Raw genomic sequence first — 15,602 nt, 5'->3', positions numbered from 1 at the left:
CGGGCCCATGGTGGACAGAAACCAGACACCCCGGGCGCGCATGGCCGCGCCTGACTTATTCAAGGCGAATCATCGGCTAAGGCTGGTTTGAAACACTGAGGGAGGCCGCAGCGTGAGCACCACCGCACCCGCCCCTCATTCGCCCGAAGACGTAGACATCGAACACATCGCGCTGGACGAGGACTACGTCCTGACGCCCGGCTTCGTGGAGAAGGTGGTCGACGCCGCCGATGACGGCGACGGGCTGAAGCTGCGGTCGCTGCTGGAAGACCTGCACCCCGCCGACGTGGCCGACCTGATGGGCTTCCTGACGGAGCAGCATCGCGGCGTGGTGGTGCTGTGGCTGCCGCCGGAGCTGCTGGCCGAGACCCTGCCCGAGCTGGACGACAGCATCCGCGAGGAGGTGCTGGAGCGCGTGCCGCACGGGACGCTGGCCGAGGCGCTGCAGGAACTGGATTCGGACGACGCCGCGGCGGTCGTGGAGGATCTGGAGGACGATCAGCGCGAGAAGGTGCTGGCCGCCATGCCCGAGGTCGATCGCGCGGCGATCGAAAGCTCGCTGGGCTATGCGGAGGACTCCGCCGGACGTCTGATGCAGCGCGAGGTGATGGCCGCGCCGCAGTTCTGGAACGTCGGCGACACCATCGACCACATCCGCAAGCAGGGCGAGGAACTGCCCGAGCTGTTCTTCGACATCTATGTGGTCGACCCGGTGAACCGCCCCATCGGCGGGGTGGCGGTCAGCCAGCTCCTGCGCAGCCCCCGCGCGACGACCCTGCTGGACATCATGGAGCCGGTGAACGAGATCGCCGTCGACCAGGACCAGGAAGAGGTCGCCTACATCTTCGAGAAATATCACCTGATCTCGGCTCCGGTCATCGACGCGGCGGGGCGTCTGGTCGGGCAGATCACCGTCGATGACATCGTCAACATCATTCAGGAAGAGAACCGCGAGGACATCCTGCGTCTGGCCGGCGTGTCCGACGAGGACCGGGGCTCGTCCGTGTCGGAGATCGTCCGCGGTCGCGTGCCCTGGCTGGCGATCAATCTGGCGACGGCGGCCCTGGGGGCCAGCGTCATCGGTCTGTTCGAGGGCACCATCCAGCAGATCGTCGCGCTGGCCGTTCTCATGCCCATCGTGTCGGCCATCGGCGGCAATGCGGGGACGCAGGCCCTGACCGTGACCGTGCGCGCGCTGGCGACACGGGAACTGAACTCGGCCAACGCCATGCGGACCTTCCTGCGCGAACTGGCGGTCGGCGTCGCCAACGGTCTGGTGCTGGCCCCGCTGATCGGGGTCGCGGCGGGATTCTGGTTCCGGGACGAGGACTGGCGCATCGGTCTGGTGATCGCGGCGGCCATGGTGCTCAACCTGCTGGTGGCGGCGACCATCGGGGTGCTGACGCCGCTGACGCTGTCGAAGTTCAAGTTCGACCCGGCGGTGTCCTCGGCGGTGTTCGTCACGGCCACGACGGATTTCTTTGGTTTCCTGATCTTCCTCGGCCTCGCGACCCTCGTCCTGCTCTGACGAAACCGTGAGCGGCGTGGGTCTTGCGGGGTCTCTCCGTAAGCGAAAGCGTCCGTCCCGATCTGGAACACATCCCTGTGGTTGATACGAACAGGCCCCGTCTGAAGGTCTCCCGTGCGGGGATCGTGCTCATCAAGAGCTTCGAGAGCTTCCGGCCGCGCGCCGTGCGGCGCGAGGACGGACGCTGGGTGATCGGTTATGGCCACACCGCCTCGGCCCGCGAGGGGCTGACGGTAGGCGAGGCGGATGCGGAACTGCTGCTGCAATACGACCTGATCCCGGTGGCCAGGGCCCTGAACGAACAGGTCCAAGCCCCGCTGAACCAGCACCAGTTCGACGCCCTGGCCAGTTTCGCCGTGTCGGTGGGCGTGGACCGCTTCCTGGGCTCGGACGTGCTGAAGCGCGTCAATGCGGGACAGACGGGCGAGGCCGCCGACGCCCTGATCGGCTGGCCGGAGACGGTGACGGCGGATGCGGCCCTGCGTCGCCGGGCGGCGGAGCGGGCGCTGTTCGTGGCCGATCCGGCCGCGCCGGTGCTGCTGTCCGACCTGCTGGCCGCGCCCCTGCCCCCGCCGCCGGTGATGGTTACGCCGGAGGCCGTCGAGACTGTCGAACCGGAGCCGGTCGGTGGACCTGTCGCCGAAACGGCGAACGACCCCGCGCCGCTGAGCCGCGCCGCCGCCGTGGCCTCGCTGCTGGGCGAGCCGCATGCGCCGGAGGCGGAGCCTGAAGCGCCCGTCGAAAGTCCCGCGCCGGAACCGGAAGTCGAAGTTACGCCCGAGCCTGTGGAGCCCGAGCCGGGCCCCGAAGCCGTCGCCACGCCCAGGCCGCTGCCGCTGCCGTCCGTCTGGGCGCCGCAAAAGCGGGCCGATGTGAGCGAGGCGCCGAACGCCGCCTTCTTCCAGCGGTATTCGCCTTATTCGACCCTGGCGGTCGGGCCTCTGCCGGGGTTCCCGACGCTGGGGCCGGTCGCCGAACCGGAGGTCGAGCCCGAGCCGGTCGCGGAGCCTGAGCCGGTCGCCGAAGCGGAAGCGCCCGTCATCGCCGAGGCGCCGGGCGAGGCCGCCCAGCCTGAGCCGGCGCCGGAGCCGGTGGCCGAAGCCGTCGAGGCCCCGGCGGCCGCGCCGGTCGAGCCGCTGATCGTCGCCGCTGCACGAGCAGAAGCGCCCGTCGAACTGCCGGTCTTCGGACAGGCCCCGACGGCCTCGCCCTTTCCCCCGCTGGAGCTGACCCCGGCGGTCGAGGCGGACTTCGTCGAGGTCGACCGTCCCGTCTGGGGCGCCGAACAGCGCGAACCGGCGACCGGGACCGAAGAAACGGTGCTGTTCGAGGACGAACCGCCGCTGGCGGTGCTGCGTCACGAGGTGGAGCCCGCCGCACCGCGCCGCTTCGACTGGATCGAGACCGGCCCCTACATGATCATGGGCGGGCTGGGTCTGTTCTCGTGCGCCGCCTCGGCGGCGGCCTTCCGCAAGGCCATGTCCGACCGCTCGCCGCTGGACGACTTCTCGGTGATCGCCTGGGTTCTGGCCCTGATCGGCGTGATCTGCGTGGGCGTCTCGGCCTGGAACCTGTACCGCAAGGCCGGGAAGCGGGCCGACGACGAGGGCTGAGACGGAGTTCAACTCACCTCGTAAGGTGAGCTTGACCGATGGCGTTCATCGTTATCGGGGCAAGCTCACCCCAAGCTATTTTTTGGCGACTGCCGCTGGAACAAGGAACGGCGTTAGACCTTAGAGGGTCATGACCCGTGACGAACAAATCATCGAACTCGCCGCCCGTGCCAAAGCCGCTTTCAAGGAGCTTGGCGACGCCATTGCAGCCGCTGCCCCTGATGCCGACAAAGAAGTGATCGCTGATAAGTGCAACGCGATCTCTGACCAGATCGCAGAGTTGGGCGCCTGGGACCTCCCTTAGAACCAAGGCGCCTACGCCTGCATCGTCATAGCGTCCCCTTCCCGTCGCTTTCGCTCCGGAAAGGAATGGGCTACCTCGCCGTGCATGAGCATTCCCTTCGCGCCCCAATCCATGGAATTCGGCCTCGGCGAAAACGCTGACGCCATCCGCGACACCACCGCCCGCTGGGCCGCCGACCGGCTGGCGCCGCGCGCCGCCGAGATCGACGAGAAGAACGAATTCGCCCGCGACCTGTGGCCCGAGATGGGCGAGCTGGGCTTGCACGGGATCACCGTCGAGGAAGAGTACGGCGGCTTGGGCATGGGCTACCTCGAACACGTCGTGGCGATGGAGGAGGTGTCGCGCGCCTCGGCCTCGATCGGCCTGAGCTACGGCGCCCACTCCAACCTGTGCGTCAATCAGATCCGTCGCTGGGGCACCGCCGAGCAGAAGGCGAAGTATCTGCCCAAGCTGATCTCGGGCGAGCATCTGGGGTCGCTGGCCATGTCGGAGGCCGGATCGGGCTCGGACGTGATGTCGATGCGCACCCGCGCCGAAAAGAAGGGCGACCGCTACGTCCTGAACGGCACGAAATTCTGGATCACCAACTCGCCCACCGCCGACACCCTGGTGGTCTATGCCCGCACGGGCGAGGGGAACGGCGGCGTCACCGCCTTCCTGATCGAGAAGGGAATGAAGGGTTTCAGCGTCTCCAAGAAGCTGGACAAGATGGGCATGCGCGGGTCGGACACCGCCGAGCTGGTGTTCGAGGACTGCGAAGTTCCGGAAGAGAACGTCATGGGCGGCGAAGGGCGCGGCGCGGCGGTGCTGATGAGCGGCCTGGACTATGAGCGCGCCGTGCTGTCGGGCGGTCCGCTGGGCATCATGCAGGCCGCGCTGGACGTGGTCCTGCCCTACGTCCGCGACCGCAAGCAGTTCGGCAAGGCCATCGGCAGCTTCCAGCTGATGCAGGCCAAGGTCGCCGATATGTATGTGGCCCTGAACAGCGCCCGCGCCTACGTCTATGCCGTCGCCCGCGCCTGCGATCAGGGCAAGACCACCCGTTACGACGCGGCGGGCGCGATCCTGCTGGCGTCTGAAAACGCGGTGAAGGTGTCGCTGGAGGCCGTGCAGGCCCTGGGCGGCGCCGGCTACACCAAGGAGTGGCCGGTCGAAAGGCTGGTCCGCGACGCCAAGCTGTACGACATCGGCGCCGGGACGAACGAGATCCGGCGGTTCCTGATCGGGCGTGAGCTGCTGGGGTAAGGCCTTTCAAAACTGCCGTTCAGTGCTACCTTAAGACCATGAGCAAGTCCGCCGGACATTATTCGGGGTGGGTGAAGCGTAGCGCCGCGACGGGCCGCTTTACCGCGCCGATCGGGCAGACGACGACCGGCAGGGGCTTCAAGGTCGTCAAGTTCGCTACGCCTCGCAGAATTGACGATGAGAAGCTGAGCGCCGCCTTGGCCTCTGGCCGGTTTGCAAAGGGCGGTCGTGAGCCGGGCGCCTAACGGCTACCGAAAATCCGTCTTTGTGAACGCGCCGTTCTCCGACGATCGTCGCGACGTCTTCGATGCAATCATCTTCGCGACACTGGCCTGCGGCTTCACACCCCGGTGTGCGCGCGAGTTCGACAATGCGGGGCAGGCTCGCCTAGACAAGATCATCGCGCTGATCCGCGACTGCCATCTGGGCATCCACGACATCTCCTTCATGGAGCTGGATGAGGGCTTGCCGAGGTTCAACATGCCGTTTGAACTGGGCATCTTCCTCGGGGCGGATCGCTTCGGGCTGAAATGGATAGGTCAGAAGGCCTGCACGATTTTCGACCGGGAGCCTTTCCGGTACCAGCGCGCGCTGTCGGACATCGCGGGACAGGATATCCGTGCTCACAATTGCGAGCCGGAACGGGCAAGCCGCGAAACCCGAAGCTGGCTCGCCCACCACTCCCGTCAGGGCGACCAACTCCCCGGTGCGCAGACGATATGGACCATGCACACCCAGTTCGAAGCAGAACTGCCTGACCTCGCCGCAGCCTCCCTGCGGGAAGCCGGTGAACTGACGTTTGTGGAGCGTCGGCACATCGCCACGGAGTGGTTGCGGGTTCGTTTGGCCTGATTCTGGAAAGGCCCGCCCCGGCGCTGGCCGGAGCGGGCCTTTCCTTTTGCATAAGGCGCCGATCAGGTGGCCGGACAGTCGCCGAGGCGTTCGCCGGTCATGGTGACGGTGGTTTCGGCCATGTTGGGGGCCGGGGCCGGGTCCATCTTCGTGTTCACCGTCATGACGTAGCGGCTGTTGAAGTCGCCGGTCACGCGGATGGTGCTGTCAGCCTTCATGCCCTGCATGGTGCAGGTGGAGCTGGAGACCATGGCGTCACCGTCACGGGTGAAGGGCTGGGTGGTGCAATTTGCGCCGGGGGTCTGGTTTCCACCGGGCGCCTCGAAGGTGGCGCTCTGGATGCAGGTCTCGACCGGCGCCATGGCCGGGGCGCCGCCCGGCATGCCGGACATTTCGGTGGTCACTCTCCAGAGCCCGGGCCTGGGACCGTTCATCATCTCCGCCGCCGAAGGAGCCGCGCTGTCCGCAGTCGCTTCCGTCTTGGCCTCGCCGCCTTGGCCGCAGGCCGCCAGGCCGAGCGCGAGCGCGCCCGAGATCATGGTCCGCATGTCGTCGTTCCCTCCACCGGTCTTGTCGCCGGCACAGGTCCAATGACGAAAGTCACGGTGCGTTCCCGCAACAGGCGAGGAACCAGCCGCCTTCCCACAGCTTTGGCCTTTTTGACGGAGGTGTCCGATGCCCGCCAAGTCCTCCGCACAGCAGAAGGCCGCCGGCGCCGCCCTGAGCGCCAAACGCGGCGACATCCCGAAATCGAAGCTGAAAGGCGCGTCGAAATCCATGGTCGAATCGATGACCGAAAAGGAGCTGGAGGACCTGGCTCACACCCCGCGCAAGGGGAAGAAGGAGCATGCTCCGCAGGGCCGTTCCTGAACCTGCGGTGTCGCATGGACGTTTCTTAAGTGGCGTAACGGCATAGCCGCGCCTAGATCAGTTCTTCCAGCCGCTTTCGCCCCCGGAAACGCCCGTCAGCCGATGCCCGACTACGATTATCAGGCCGACACACGCCCGTTCTCACAGGTGATCGAGGACATCGGGGCGAAGAACGATCCCAAGCTCTACATCGGCGAACTGATCAATGCGTTCGGGGAGCGCGGATTCGGCGCGACCCTGCTGTTCTTCGGCCTGCTGAACATGGTGTTCGGCGCGGTGCCGGGGACGACGACGGTGCTGGGCGCGCCGATGCTGCTGATCGGCGTTCAGCTGGTGACCCGCCGGGACCAGCTGTGGATGCCGAGATGGCTGTTGGCCCGGTCCATTGAGCGGGCCACCTACCGCGAGGCCGTCGCCAAGGTGCTGAGCCCGCTGCGCAAGGTCGAGCGGCTGGCCCGGCCGCGGCTGGAGGTGATGACCAACGAGCTGTCGGAAATCCTGATCGGCGTGGCCATCGTGCTGATCGCCGCGGTGCTGATGCTGCCGATTCCGGGCGGAAATTTCGTGCCGTCCTTCATCATGTCGATGTTCGGTTTCGGCCTGTTGCAGCGCGACGGGCTGGCGGTGCTGGTCGGCTGGGCGGCGGTGGCGCTGGTCGCGATGGGCGGCGTGGTGGTCTGGCTGGCCTGGGAATGGGTGGCCCCCTACCTGCTGCCGGTCTGGCACTGGCTGCTGAGCTGGCCGGCGGAGCTCTGGCACGCGGTCACCGGCCTGTTCTCCTGACATCGGATCCCGGGTTGAAACGCGAGACGCCGGAGAGGTGAACCTCTCCGGCGCCTGCGAGAACCTGTGTGATTACTGGAACAGCGACAGGACCAGCTGCGGCGTCTGGTTGGCGATGGACAGGGCCTGCACCCCCAGCTGCTGCTTCGTCTGCAGGGCCTGGAGCTTGGCGCTTTCCTTCGCCAGATCGGCGTCGACCAGATTACCGACCCCCGATTCCAGCGCGTCCGACAGCTTGCCGACGAACGTCAGGTGGGTGGTCAGCGCCTTCGACTTGGTGCCCAGACGCGCCAGGGCGCCCGAGACGTTGTCGATGGAGGCGTTCACGGCCGTGAGGGCCGCTTGCGACTTGGTCAGCGTTTCGATCGATTGCGTCGCCGCGACCGTAACCGTGGTGCTACCCAGAGCCATGACTTCAGCCGGGACCGTCAGGGTCGCGGTGCCCTCGGCGTTGGCCAGAGCCGTGAAACCGTCCGCAGCGGTCTTCAGCAGGTTGACCCCGTTGAAGGTGGCGTTGTTGGTCACAGAGGCGATCTGGTCACGAAGGGCCTTGAAGTCCTCGTTCAGGGCGGCGCGGGCCGCGGTCTTGAGCGACTTGTCAGTCGCCGCGAGAGCTTTCTCCTTCATCTGCAGCAAGAGGTCGGAGACCGTCTCGCCCGCCGCCATGGCCACATCGGTCGCGGCGACGCCGCGGTCGAGTGACTGTTTCACCGCGTTCAGCGCCCCGATATCGGCACGTTGGCCCTGGGCGATAGCCCAGATGGCCCCGTTGTCCTTCGCCGACGAAATCTTCAGGCCGGTGTTGATGCGGCTCTGCGTCGTCGCCAGCTGGGCGTTGGTCGCGTTCAGGTTCTGGAGCGCCACTTGAGCGCCCACGTTGGTGTTGACCGACATAACCATCGGGTAGTTCCTTCCATTCTGGTCGGTTGTGAAGGGCCTTCTGGCCCTAGAACCGGTTCTGGTTCGCGCACGCCCTCGCAAGTATCGCGCCGCGCTAAACCGTTGATTTGAATGGAAGGACGGGGGCGCAGGGGCTGCCGGTGGGCAGAATTGGCCGGGCGTCAGAAGGACTTTATGCGGACCTTCTCCCTCCCCGTCCCGGGGAAGGGATGTCGGCACGAAGCGACGACAGGGTGGGGGCGGCCCGGCGAAGAGAGCGCGGCTGCCTTGCCTTAGCCCTCCCCACCCGGCTTCGCCACCCTCCCCGGGACGGGGAGGGAGAATTGCGGGTTACGCCGCCTGCTGGCCGGGGCCGGCGAGGCCTTGCATGATGGATTTGTTGATCTCGATCAGGGTCTCGAAATCGTTGTCCCCGCGCATGATCTCGGACGAGTGACGGCCGACGAACAGGCTGATCGAGATGATCTGCGCCCGCAGCGGCATGGCCATGGCGTTGTTGGGGTCCGAGCAGTCGGTGGCGAGCGCCGACCACAGGCGGCGGTTCCAGTCGAGCGCCTCGATCCGGGTCTTGATATCCGACGGGTCAGCGGTCGAGGCCTGCATCAGCGCCCGGGTCACCTGCCCGAACAGCCGATACTCCGCCTCGCGCGGGGTCTCAGCCCGCGTCGCCGCGGTTTTGTACGCCTGAAGCGACATTCGCCAGACCTTCCTCGTAATCCACCAGTTTGCGGGCCGACATCAGGGCTTTGTAGTATTCGCGGGCCATCACGTGACGCGAGGCCGCGACGCACTCGGACAGGACGTCCGGGTTGCGCGAGGCGCCCATGAACTCGGTCAGGCGCAGCGCGAATTCGTCATAGACCTTGGGGGCCGAAGCCTCGTCCAGGTACATCATCATGACGGGGAAATAGATGCGCTTGGCGGGGGTGTCGGCCTCCGCCTGCTGCATGATGTCCTTCTCGCGCAGGACGCTGGCCTTGTTCTGAAGGATCAGCACGCCGCGACGGTCGCCGTTCTGGACGACAGCCCCGTTCAGAACAAATTTCTCGCCCGGTTTGAGCGACAGCTTCAACGGCATATTGGGCGTCTTTCCCCTCGGGCCCGGCATACGGTTCTAGAAAGCCGGGAACCAACGCAGGCTAAACAGACGTGGTTAACCATCTCTTGTGAGGCGAGGGCGTCATATCCCCTAAATCGCACCGCGTTCCCTGAATCGCAGTCCATCGCCCGAGTCCGCCCATGTCCGCCGCCCAGATGATCGACGACACCGCCGCCCACGCCCCGGCTCCGGGCGCGCAGGGACTGGCCGGGGACGCCGCCTCCCCCGACGCGATCCGCAAGCTGTCGCGGTCGCTGGCCGGAGCCAAGTCGATCAAGGCCCAGCGCAAGGCGGTCGAATTGCTGAAGCTGTCAGTGGCGGCGATTCGCATGGGCGACTTCGACAAGGCCACCCAGAAGGCGCTGGCGGCGCTGGAGCAGGACGAGACCCTGGGCGTCGGCTGGCATGTGCTGGCCATCTGTCAGGAGAAGCTGAACCAGTTCGGCCCGGCGATCCACGCCTATGAGGCGGCGCTGAAGCTGCTGCCCGACGAGATCGACATCGCCCACGATCTGGGCCGACTGGCGCAGCGTCTGGGCTATCTGGACATCTCCGAAAAGCTGCTGGTGAAATTCCTGACGGCCAATCCGGGGCATGTCGAGGCGATCAACAACCTGGCCTGCGTGCTGCGCGACCAGAACCGGTATTCCGATGCGGTCGAACTGCTGCGGCCCATGCTGCAGATCGAGAGCGACAACGCGGTGCTGTGGAACACGCTGGGCACCGTGCTGAACGACGAGGGGCGGCTGGACGAGGCCCTGACCTTCTTCGAGGAGGCCCTGCGGCTGGACCCGGCCTTCGCCAAGGCGCGGTACAACCGGGCCAACGTCCGCCGCCCGCTGGGCGATGTGAAGGGCGCCATCGAGGATATGGAAGCCGCCATGCCGGGCGCCGAGGCCGGCTATGAGGTCGCCATGATGAACATGGCCCGCGCCCTGATGATGATGGGCGAGGCCCGCATCCCCGAGGCGTTCGAGGCCTATGAGGTGCGTCTGGACCCGAACCTGCCCGATGCGATGCAGGTGGCCGTGGACGCCCCGCGCTGGGAGCCGAAGACGCAGGACCCGAAGGGCAAGCGCATCCTGATCGTCGGCGAGCAGGGCATCGCGGACGAACTGGTCTTCTCCAACTGCGTGCAGGACCTGATCGACGCGGTCGGGCCGGACGGTCAGGTCTATCTGGCGGTCGAGCAGCGGATGGTCGGCCTGTTCCAGCGCGCCTTCCCGCAAGCGGTGGTGGGCGGGCACAAGGCGGTGCGGCTGGAAGGCCGCCTGACCCGCTATGTCCCCTTCGCCGAGGAGATCGCCGAGGCCGAGGGCAAGCTGGATTACTGGGTTCCGATCGCCAGCCTGATGGCCGTGTATCGCCGGACGCTGGACAGCTTCCCCGGACCGCGCCCCTACATCGTCCCCTCCCCCGGGAAGGTCGAATACTGGAAGGGCGAACTGGCCAAGCTGCCCGAGGGGCTGAAGGTCGGGCTGCACTGGAAGAGTCTGGTGATGACCGGGGCGCGGGCCGCCTTCTTCGCCGCCGGTTTCCAGCTGTGGGAGCCGATCCTGCGGGCGCCGGGCTGTGTGATGGTCAATCTGCAGTGCGGCGACGTGTCCGCCGACCTCGAAGCCGCCGAGGCGGCGGGGGTCTATATCTGGACGCCGCCGATCAATCTGAAGGACGATCTGGAGGATGTAGCGGCCCTGTCGCTGGCCTGCGACGTGGTGCTGGGGCCGGGCATCGCGGGGACCAATATCGCCGCCGCCACGGGCGCGCGGACATGGATGGTGGCCGCGCCGGACGACTGGCACCTGATGACCACCGACCACTACGTCTTCTATCCCGAGACGAAAATCTTCGTGCGCAAGGCCGTCAACGGCTGGCCGGAGGTGATCGACCGGATGCGGGCGGCGCTGGATCGGGTCGTCGCGGACGGGTGGAACGCCGCCTGAACGGGGCCGTTGTCTCCCTGAGAAACAGGGAGGCGAACATGCCCGAACTCGACGACTACAGGGACGACCAGGAACAGTCAGAAGTCTTTGACGAGACCCATCTGGATGACGACGGCGACGGCGACTTCCTGCTGGACGAGGCGGACCCGGTGCTGGACGTCACGCAGGCGGACGGCGACTCCGACGACGCGCCGTTCGACGAGGACGATCTGGATGAGGTCGAGGACAGCCTCGGCGCTTCCGGCATCGAGGCCGAGGCCGACGCCCTGCTGGGCGTGGACGGCGAGCGGCTGACCGAGATCGACGGAGAGAGTGGCGGCCAGAGCGGCGCCGACGAGGTGGAGCTGGTCTATTCCGGCCTGATGCGGAACGCGCGAGGCGCGCAGGCCAGCGCCGCCCACTGGGAGGCCAAGCGCCTGTCAGACGATGACATCACCGAGCTGGGCTATGGCCCGGACGGCGAAGACGATCACCCCAAAGACTGAGGAGAGAGAGACGATGACGGCTCAATCCGGACATCCGACCCCGACGCAGGAAGACTGCGATACCGACACCCCGCACGCCAAGCGCGCCAAACCTCTGCACGGCAAACCGGATCAACTGGCGGACAAGCAGCACGACGCCGAGGGCCGGCAGGAGGCGCTGGTGGATGAGGGGATCGAGGAGACCTTCCCCGCCAGCGACCCGGTGAGCGTGAAGCGGATTACGTAGAACAGCGTCCTTCCCCCTCCCCGCCCCGGGGAGGGATGTCGACGCACAGCGACGACAGGGTGGGGGCGGCTCTGCGAAACGAGCGCTGTATTGCCTTAGCCCGCCCCACCCGGCTTCGCCTGCGGCTCAGCCACCCTCCCCGGGACGGGGAGGGTGAAAGGTGCTCAGCCCTTCACCCGCCAGGTCGCGCCGGTGGGCCCGTCCATGACCACCACGTTCAGCGCGTTGAGGCGGTCGCGGATGCGGTCGGCCTCGGGCCAGTCCTTGGCGGCGCGGGCGGCGGCGCGTTGTTCCAGCAGGGCCTCGACCTCGGTGCGCAGGTCGTCGGAGACGTCGCCTTCCAGCCAACCCGCCGGATCGTTCTGAAGGACGCCCAGAACGGCGGCGCAGGCCAGAAGCTGGCCCTTGGCGGTCGCGACGGCTGCGTGGTCCCCGGCGGTCATGCCGCGCTCGATCTCGCTGGACAGGGCGAACAGGGCGGCGAAGGCGCCCGGCGTGTTCAGGTCGTCCTCGATCGCCTTGAGGAAGTCCGCGGGCAGGTCATCCCGCCCGGCCTCGACGGCCGCGGCGCGGTGCAGGGCGCCGTATAGGCGGTCCAGCGACTTGCGGCTCTGTTCCAGCAAGCCCTCGTTCCAGTCCAGCGGCTGGCGGTAGTGGGCCGAGAGCAGGGCCCAGCGGATGACCTCGCCCGGCAGGCGCTCCAGCAGGGCGTGCGGCAGCAGGATGTTGCCCAGCGACTTGGACATCTTCTCGCCGTCCAGCGTCAGGAAGCCGTTGTGCATCCAGTAGCGGCTGTATTCGGCGTGCGAGTCCGCGCCGTGGGCGTGGCCGTGGGCGCAGACGCCCTGGGCGATCTCGTTCTCATGGTGCGGGAAGACCAGATCGATGCCGCCGCCGTGGATATCGATAGGCAGGCCCAGGTTGGCCTCGATCATGGCAGAGCACTCGATGTGCCAGCCGGGACGGCCGTCGCCCCACGGGGACGGCCAGGACGGCTCGTTCTCTTTTGAGGGCTTCCACAGGACGAAGTCGTGCGGGTTCTTCTTGTAGGGGGCCACCTCGACGCGGGCGCCGGCGATCATGTCGTCCAGATTGCGACCCGACAGCTTGCCGTAGGTCTCATACGAAGAGACGTCGAACAGGACGTGACCTTCGGCGGCGTAGGCGCAGCCGTGGTCGATGATCGCCTGAATCTGGGCGACGATGGCGTCCATGTGGTCGGTGACGTGCGGGGCGATATCCGGCGGCGAGACGTTCAGACGCCCCATGTCCTCCAGATAGGCCGCCTCGTAGCGGGCGGTGATCCCGCTGATCGGCACGCCTTCCGCGAAGGCCTTGGCGTTGATCTTGTCGTCCACATCCGTGACGTTGCGGGCGTAGATCACCTTGTCCGCGCCATAGGTGCGGCGCAGCAGGCGGACCAGCACGTCGAACACCACGGGCGGGCGCGCATTGCCGATGTGGGCGAAGTCATAGACCGTCGGGCCACAGACGTAGAGCGTCACCCGGTTCTCGTCTCGCGGCGTGAACACGCGCTTTTCGCGGTGCAGGGTGTCGTGGATTGTCAGCGGCATAGTGAGGCGATGGCCTTGAGTTTTCTTGCGGGACGGACCGTCCGCCCCATATAGCCGTGCTGCCGCGCGTGCGAACAGCATGTCCGGTCTATAAAGGGAGAGCGGCGCGCGTCCATCCGGGACCTTCGTTCCGGCGCTACTTCGTCGCCTGAGTTGAGAAGAATGACCGTCACCCCCGTCCTGAGCAGCGACAACGATGAAGTTCAGCGCCCGTCGCGCGAAGAGGCCCTGAAGGCCGTCCGGACCCTGCTGGCGTGGGCCGGCGACAACCCGGATCGTCCCGGGCTGATCGATACGCCCAAGCGCGTGGTGGACGCCTATGGCGAGTGGTTCGACGGCTATGACGCCGATCCGGCCAAGGAGCTGGGCCGCGTCTTCGAGGACGTGCAGGGCTATGAGGACATGGTCCTGCTGCGCGACATCGAGGTGGAAAGCCACTGTGAGCACCACATGGCCCCGTTCCTGGGCAAGGCCTATGTCGCCTACATCCCGAACGAGAAGGTGGTCGGCATCTCGAAGCTGGCCCGTGTCGTCGAAATCTATTCGCGCCGCCTGCAGACGCAGGAAGTGCTGACCAACCAGATCGCCGACGCCATCGAATCAAGCCTGGCCCCGCAGGGCGTGGCGATTCTGATCGACGCCGAACATCAGTGCATGACGACCCGCGGCGTCCACCATCGCCACGTTTCGACCATCACGACGCGTTTCACTGGCGCCTTCAAGACCGATGCGGCGCTGAAGGACCGGTTCCTCAAGCTCGCAAAGGGCTGAATCGGTTCGCCTGACAGGCGTATTCGGGGCGTGATGCGACGCTTCGGAACCTCCGTGACGTCGAAGCCGCTTTACAAGCCGGTTCCGGGACGCCAAGAGACGAACCGAAGCTTTCAGTGACGCTCGCCGCACGACGCGCCGGGCCTGATGGAGACACCCACTCATGGGCGCCAAACTTTCCGGTCCGGGCAGCAAGGCCGGCACGATCGATCAGAACTCCGAGATCAACGTCACGCCGTTCGTCGACATCATGCTGGTGCTGCTGATCATCTTCATGGTCGCGGCCCCGATGGCCACCGTTTCGATCCGCCTCGACCTGCCGCCGGCGGTTCCGCCGCCCCCGGGCACCCCGCCGAAGGACCCGGTCTATATCTCGATCCAGGAAGGCGGCGACCTGTACATCGCGGAACGCCCGACCACGATCGAGACCCTGACCAACGACGTCTGCGCCGCCCTGGCCGCTCCGAACTGCCGCGAAGAGCGCGTGTTCGTCCGCGCCCAGGCCGAAGTGACCTACAACCAGTTCATGGAAGTCATGAACACCCTGCAGGCCAACGGTTTCTTCAAGGTCGGCCTGCTGAACGAAGACATCGAATAGGCTTTTCGCACATTCAGACGGATCAGGGTCGTCTCCTTCGGGAGGCGGCCCTTTTTCATGCCCCCTTCCCGCCCTGAAACCGCCGCCTGACCCTCGCCAGCTTCGCCTTACCGGCGCAATGCCGCGCCGGCTGACAGGGAGGATTGGCCATGGGTGCGAGAGTTTCAGGTCCCGGCGAACCGGGGGGAGCCGCGGTCGAGCAGAACGCGGACATCAACGTCACGCCGTTCGTCGACATCATGCTGGTGCTGCTGATCATCTTCATGGTCGCCGCGCCCGTAGCGACGGTGTCGCTGAAGCTGGACCTGCCGCCGGCGGAAGCGCCGCCGGTGGGCGTGAAGCCGAAGGAGCCCGTCTACGTCAGTGTGCAGGAGGACGGGCGACTGTTCCTGGCCGACCGCGAGACCAGCATGGACCGGCTGTCCGCCGACGTCTGCGCCGCTACCGGACAGGGCGAGGCCTGCCATGCGGAACGCGTCTTCATCCGCGCCCAGCCGGAGGTCCGCTACGACCGCTTCATGGCGGTGATGAACGGGCTGAAGGCCAGCGGCTTCGACAAGGTCGGCCTGCTGAATGAGGACATCGAATAGGAGTCAGAAGGGCCGCTCCCCGCGAAAGGAGCGGCCCTCTTGTCGTCTCTTCGACGGGTCGGCCTACTGCACCGACTGGCGGGGCTGGTTCGGGGCCGCGGCGGCGGGCTGATAGGGGCGTTCGCCGGTCGGTTCGGGGGGCGAGGCCGCCGGACGGGCAGCCGGGCGCGGCGCGGGACGACGGGCGGGCGTCCGCTGGGCGGCCGGGCGCGGCGCAGGCG

General features: G+C 66.8%; 19 protein-coding genes. 14 read left to right on the top strand and 5 right to left on the bottom strand.

Annotated features, from left to right (window positions below; all coding sequences use genetic code 11):
• Positions 1–112: 112 nt before the first annotated feature.
• From mgtE to ACODRV_RS16030, 6 genes are all read left to right on the top strand, one after another.
• On the top strand, positions 113–1,528 hold the full coding sequence (gene mgtE, locus ACODRV_RS16055) for a magnesium transporter (RefSeq protein WP_488909006.1): 1,416 nt from the start codon (positions 113–115) through the stop codon (positions 1,526–1,528).
• A 125-nt stretch (positions 1,529–1,653) separates the two neighbouring features.
• On the top strand, positions 1,654–3,141 hold the full coding sequence (locus tag ACODRV_RS16050; RefSeq protein ID WP_488909005.1) for a lysozyme: 1,488 nt from the start codon (positions 1,654–1,656) through the stop codon (positions 3,139–3,141).
• Positions 3,142–3,271: 130 nt separating this feature from the next.
• Complete coding sequence (locus ACODRV_RS16045; RefSeq protein WP_168196843.1) at positions 3,272–3,445, top strand: hypothetical protein; 174 nt, start codon at positions 3,272–3,274, stop codon at positions 3,443–3,445.
• An 84-nt stretch (positions 3,446–3,529) separates the two neighbouring features.
• On the top strand, positions 3,530–4,690 hold the full coding sequence (locus ACODRV_RS16040) for an isovaleryl-CoA dehydrogenase (RefSeq protein ID WP_141627268.1): 1,161 nt from the start codon (positions 3,530–3,532) through the stop codon (positions 4,688–4,690).
• A gap of 38 nt (positions 4,691–4,728) precedes the next feature.
• Positions 4,729–4,935 carry a hypothetical protein gene (locus tag ACODRV_RS16035; protein WP_488909004.1) on the top strand — a complete coding sequence of 69 codons (207 nt, stop codon included), beginning with the start codon at positions 4,729–4,731 and terminating at the stop codon, positions 4,933–4,935.
• Positions 4,919–5,542 carry a hypothetical protein gene (locus tag ACODRV_RS16030; protein ID WP_488909003.1) on the top strand — a complete coding sequence of 208 codons (624 nt, stop codon included), beginning with the start codon at positions 4,919–4,921 and terminating at the stop codon, positions 5,540–5,542. The genes ACODRV_RS16035 and ACODRV_RS16030 overlap by 17 nt, the downstream gene beginning before the upstream one ends.
• A gap of 62 nt (positions 5,543–5,604) precedes the next feature.
• Here ACODRV_RS16030 and ACODRV_RS16025 read toward each other — a convergent pair whose 3' ends face one another.
• On the bottom strand, positions 5,605–6,090 hold the full coding sequence (locus ACODRV_RS16025) for a DUF3617 domain-containing protein (RefSeq protein ID WP_488909002.1): 486 nt from the start codon (positions 6,088–6,090) through the stop codon (positions 5,605–5,607).
• A 127-nt stretch (positions 6,091–6,217) separates the two neighbouring features.
• Here ACODRV_RS16025 and ACODRV_RS16020 point away from each other — a divergent pair, with 127 nt between their 5' ends.
• Together ACODRV_RS16020 and ACODRV_RS16015 are read left to right on the top strand one after the other, a co-directional pair.
• Complete coding sequence (locus tag ACODRV_RS16020; RefSeq protein WP_141627272.1) at positions 6,218–6,412, top strand: DUF3008 family protein; 195 nt, start codon at positions 6,218–6,220, stop codon at positions 6,410–6,412.
• Between the two features lie 102 nt (positions 6,413–6,514).
• A complete protein-coding gene (locus ACODRV_RS16015; protein ID WP_141627273.1) occupies positions 6,515–7,195 on the top strand; it encodes an exopolysaccharide biosynthesis protein in 681 nt (226 codons plus the stop codon).
• Positions 7,196–7,267: 72 nt separating this feature from the next.
• Here the strand turns inward: ACODRV_RS16015 and ACODRV_RS16010 are convergent, their stop codons facing one another.
• The 3 genes from ACODRV_RS16010 to flbT form a co-directional block, all read right to left on the bottom strand.
• Entirely contained in the window at positions 7,268–8,095 is an 828-nt protein-coding gene (locus ACODRV_RS16010) for a flagellin (protein WP_141627274.1), read from the bottom strand.
• 330 nt (positions 8,096–8,425) lie between these two features.
• The gene (gene flaF, locus ACODRV_RS16005; protein ID WP_141627275.1) at positions 8,426–8,791 is read right to left on the bottom strand and encodes a flagellar biosynthesis regulator FlaF; all 366 of its coding nucleotides are present in this window, start codon (positions 8,789–8,791) and stop codon (positions 8,426–8,428) included.
• The gene (flbT, locus tag ACODRV_RS16000) at positions 8,751–9,173 is read right to left on the bottom strand and encodes a flagellar biosynthesis repressor FlbT (RefSeq protein WP_141628336.1); all 423 of its coding nucleotides are present in this window, start codon (positions 9,171–9,173) and stop codon (positions 8,751–8,753) included. Before flbT ends, flaF begins: the two co-directional genes overlap by 41 nt.
• A 161-nt stretch (positions 9,174–9,334) precedes the next feature.
• Between flbT and ACODRV_RS15995 the strand changes: the two genes are divergently transcribed.
• From ACODRV_RS15995 to ACODRV_RS15985, 3 genes are read left to right on the top strand one after another with little or no spacing between them, the layout of a single operon-like run.
• On the top strand, positions 9,335–11,137 hold the full coding sequence (locus tag ACODRV_RS15995; protein WP_488909001.1) for a tetratricopeptide repeat protein: 1,803 nt from the start codon (positions 9,335–9,337) through the stop codon (positions 11,135–11,137).
• Between the two features lie 38 nt (positions 11,138–11,175).
• Entirely contained in the window at positions 11,176–11,622 is a 447-nt protein-coding gene (locus tag ACODRV_RS15990; RefSeq protein WP_488909000.1) for a hypothetical protein, read from the top strand.
• 13 nt (positions 11,623–11,635) lie between these two features.
• A complete protein-coding gene (locus ACODRV_RS15985) occupies positions 11,636–11,848 on the top strand; it encodes a hypothetical protein (RefSeq protein WP_488908999.1) in 213 nt (70 codons plus the stop codon).
• Positions 11,849–12,012: 164 nt separating this feature from the next.
• Here ACODRV_RS15985 and cysS read toward each other — a convergent pair whose 3' ends face one another.
• Entirely contained in the window at positions 12,013–13,422 is a 1,410-nt protein-coding gene (gene cysS / locus ACODRV_RS15980) for a cysteine--tRNA ligase (protein ID WP_488908998.1), read from the bottom strand.
• A 162-nt stretch (positions 13,423–13,584) separates the two neighbouring features.
• Between cysS and folE the strand changes: the two genes are divergently transcribed.
• From folE to ACODRV_RS15965, 3 genes are all read left to right on the top strand, one after another.
• Positions 13,585–14,193 (top strand): GTP cyclohydrolase I FolE, encoded by a 609-nt coding sequence (gene folE, locus ACODRV_RS15975; RefSeq protein ID WP_141627280.1) that lies wholly within the window; start codon positions 13,585–13,587, stop codon positions 14,191–14,193.
• A gap of 163 nt (positions 14,194–14,356) precedes the next feature.
• Positions 14,357–14,791, top strand: a complete 435-nt coding sequence (locus ACODRV_RS15970; protein WP_141627281.1) for a biopolymer transporter ExbD — start codon at positions 14,357–14,359, stop codon at positions 14,789–14,791.
• Between the two features lie 149 nt (positions 14,792–14,940).
• A complete protein-coding gene (locus tag ACODRV_RS15965) occupies positions 14,941–15,381 on the top strand; it encodes an ExbD/TolR family protein (RefSeq protein WP_488908997.1) in 441 nt (146 codons plus the stop codon).
• The last annotated feature ends 221 nt before the right edge of the window (positions 15,382–15,602 follow it).

This window comes from Brevundimonas sp. FG8 (assembly GCF_057808845.1).
This window is presented reverse-complemented; position numbering and strand designations above follow the sequence as displayed.

Excerpts from the sequence above, each read along its gene's own strand:
- ACODRV_RS16045 (WP_168196843.1), top strand. The coding sequence starts at position 3,272 with ATGACCCGTGACGAACAAATCATCGAACTCGCCGCCCGTGCCAAAGCC.
- ACODRV_RS16040 (WP_141627268.1), top strand. The coding sequence starts at position 3,530 with ATGAGCATTCCCTTCGCGCCCCAATCCATGGAATTCGGCCTCGGCGAA.
- ACODRV_RS16035 (WP_488909004.1), top strand. The coding sequence starts at position 4,729 with ATGAGCAAGTCCGCCGGACATTATTCGGGGTGGGTGAAGCGTAGCGCC.
- ACODRV_RS16025 (WP_488909002.1), bottom strand. The coding sequence starts at position 6,090 with ATGCGGACCATGATCTCGGGCGCGCTCGCGCTCGGCCTGGCGGCCTGC.
- ACODRV_RS16020 (WP_141627272.1), top strand. The coding sequence starts at position 6,218 with ATGCCCGCCAAGTCCTCCGCACAGCAGAAGGCCGCCGGCGCCGCCCTG.
- ACODRV_RS16015 (WP_141627273.1), top strand. The coding sequence starts at position 6,515 with ATGCCCGACTACGATTATCAGGCCGACACACGCCCGTTCTCACAGGTG.
- ACODRV_RS16010 (WP_141627274.1), bottom strand. The coding sequence starts at position 8,095 with ATGGTTATGTCGGTCAACACCAACGTGGGCGCTCAAGTGGCGCTCCAG.
- flaF (WP_141627275.1), bottom strand. The coding sequence starts at position 8,791 with ATGTCGCTTCAGGCGTACAAAACCGCGGCGACGCGGGCTGAGACCCCG.
- flbT (WP_141628336.1), bottom strand. The coding sequence starts at position 9,173 with ATGCCGTTGAAGCTGTCGCTCAAACCGGGCGAGAAATTTGTTCTGAAC.
- ACODRV_RS15995 (WP_488909001.1), top strand. The coding sequence starts at position 9,335 with ATGTCCGCCGCCCAGATGATCGACGACACCGCCGCCCACGCCCCGGCT.
- ACODRV_RS15990 (WP_488909000.1), top strand. The coding sequence starts at position 11,176 with ATGCCCGAACTCGACGACTACAGGGACGACCAGGAACAGTCAGAAGTC.
- ACODRV_RS15985 (WP_488908999.1), top strand. The coding sequence starts at position 11,636 with ATGACGGCTCAATCCGGACATCCGACCCCGACGCAGGAAGACTGCGAT.
- cysS (WP_488908998.1), bottom strand. The coding sequence starts at position 13,422 with ATGCCGCTGACAATCCACGACACCCTGCACCGCGAAAAGCGCGTGTTC.
- folE (WP_141627280.1), top strand. The coding sequence starts at position 13,585 with ATGACCGTCACCCCCGTCCTGAGCAGCGACAACGATGAAGTTCAGCGC.
- ACODRV_RS15970 (WP_141627281.1), top strand. The coding sequence starts at position 14,357 with ATGGGCGCCAAACTTTCCGGTCCGGGCAGCAAGGCCGGCACGATCGAT.
- ACODRV_RS15965 (WP_488908997.1), top strand. The coding sequence starts at position 14,941 with ATGGGTGCGAGAGTTTCAGGTCCCGGCGAACCGGGGGGAGCCGCGGTC.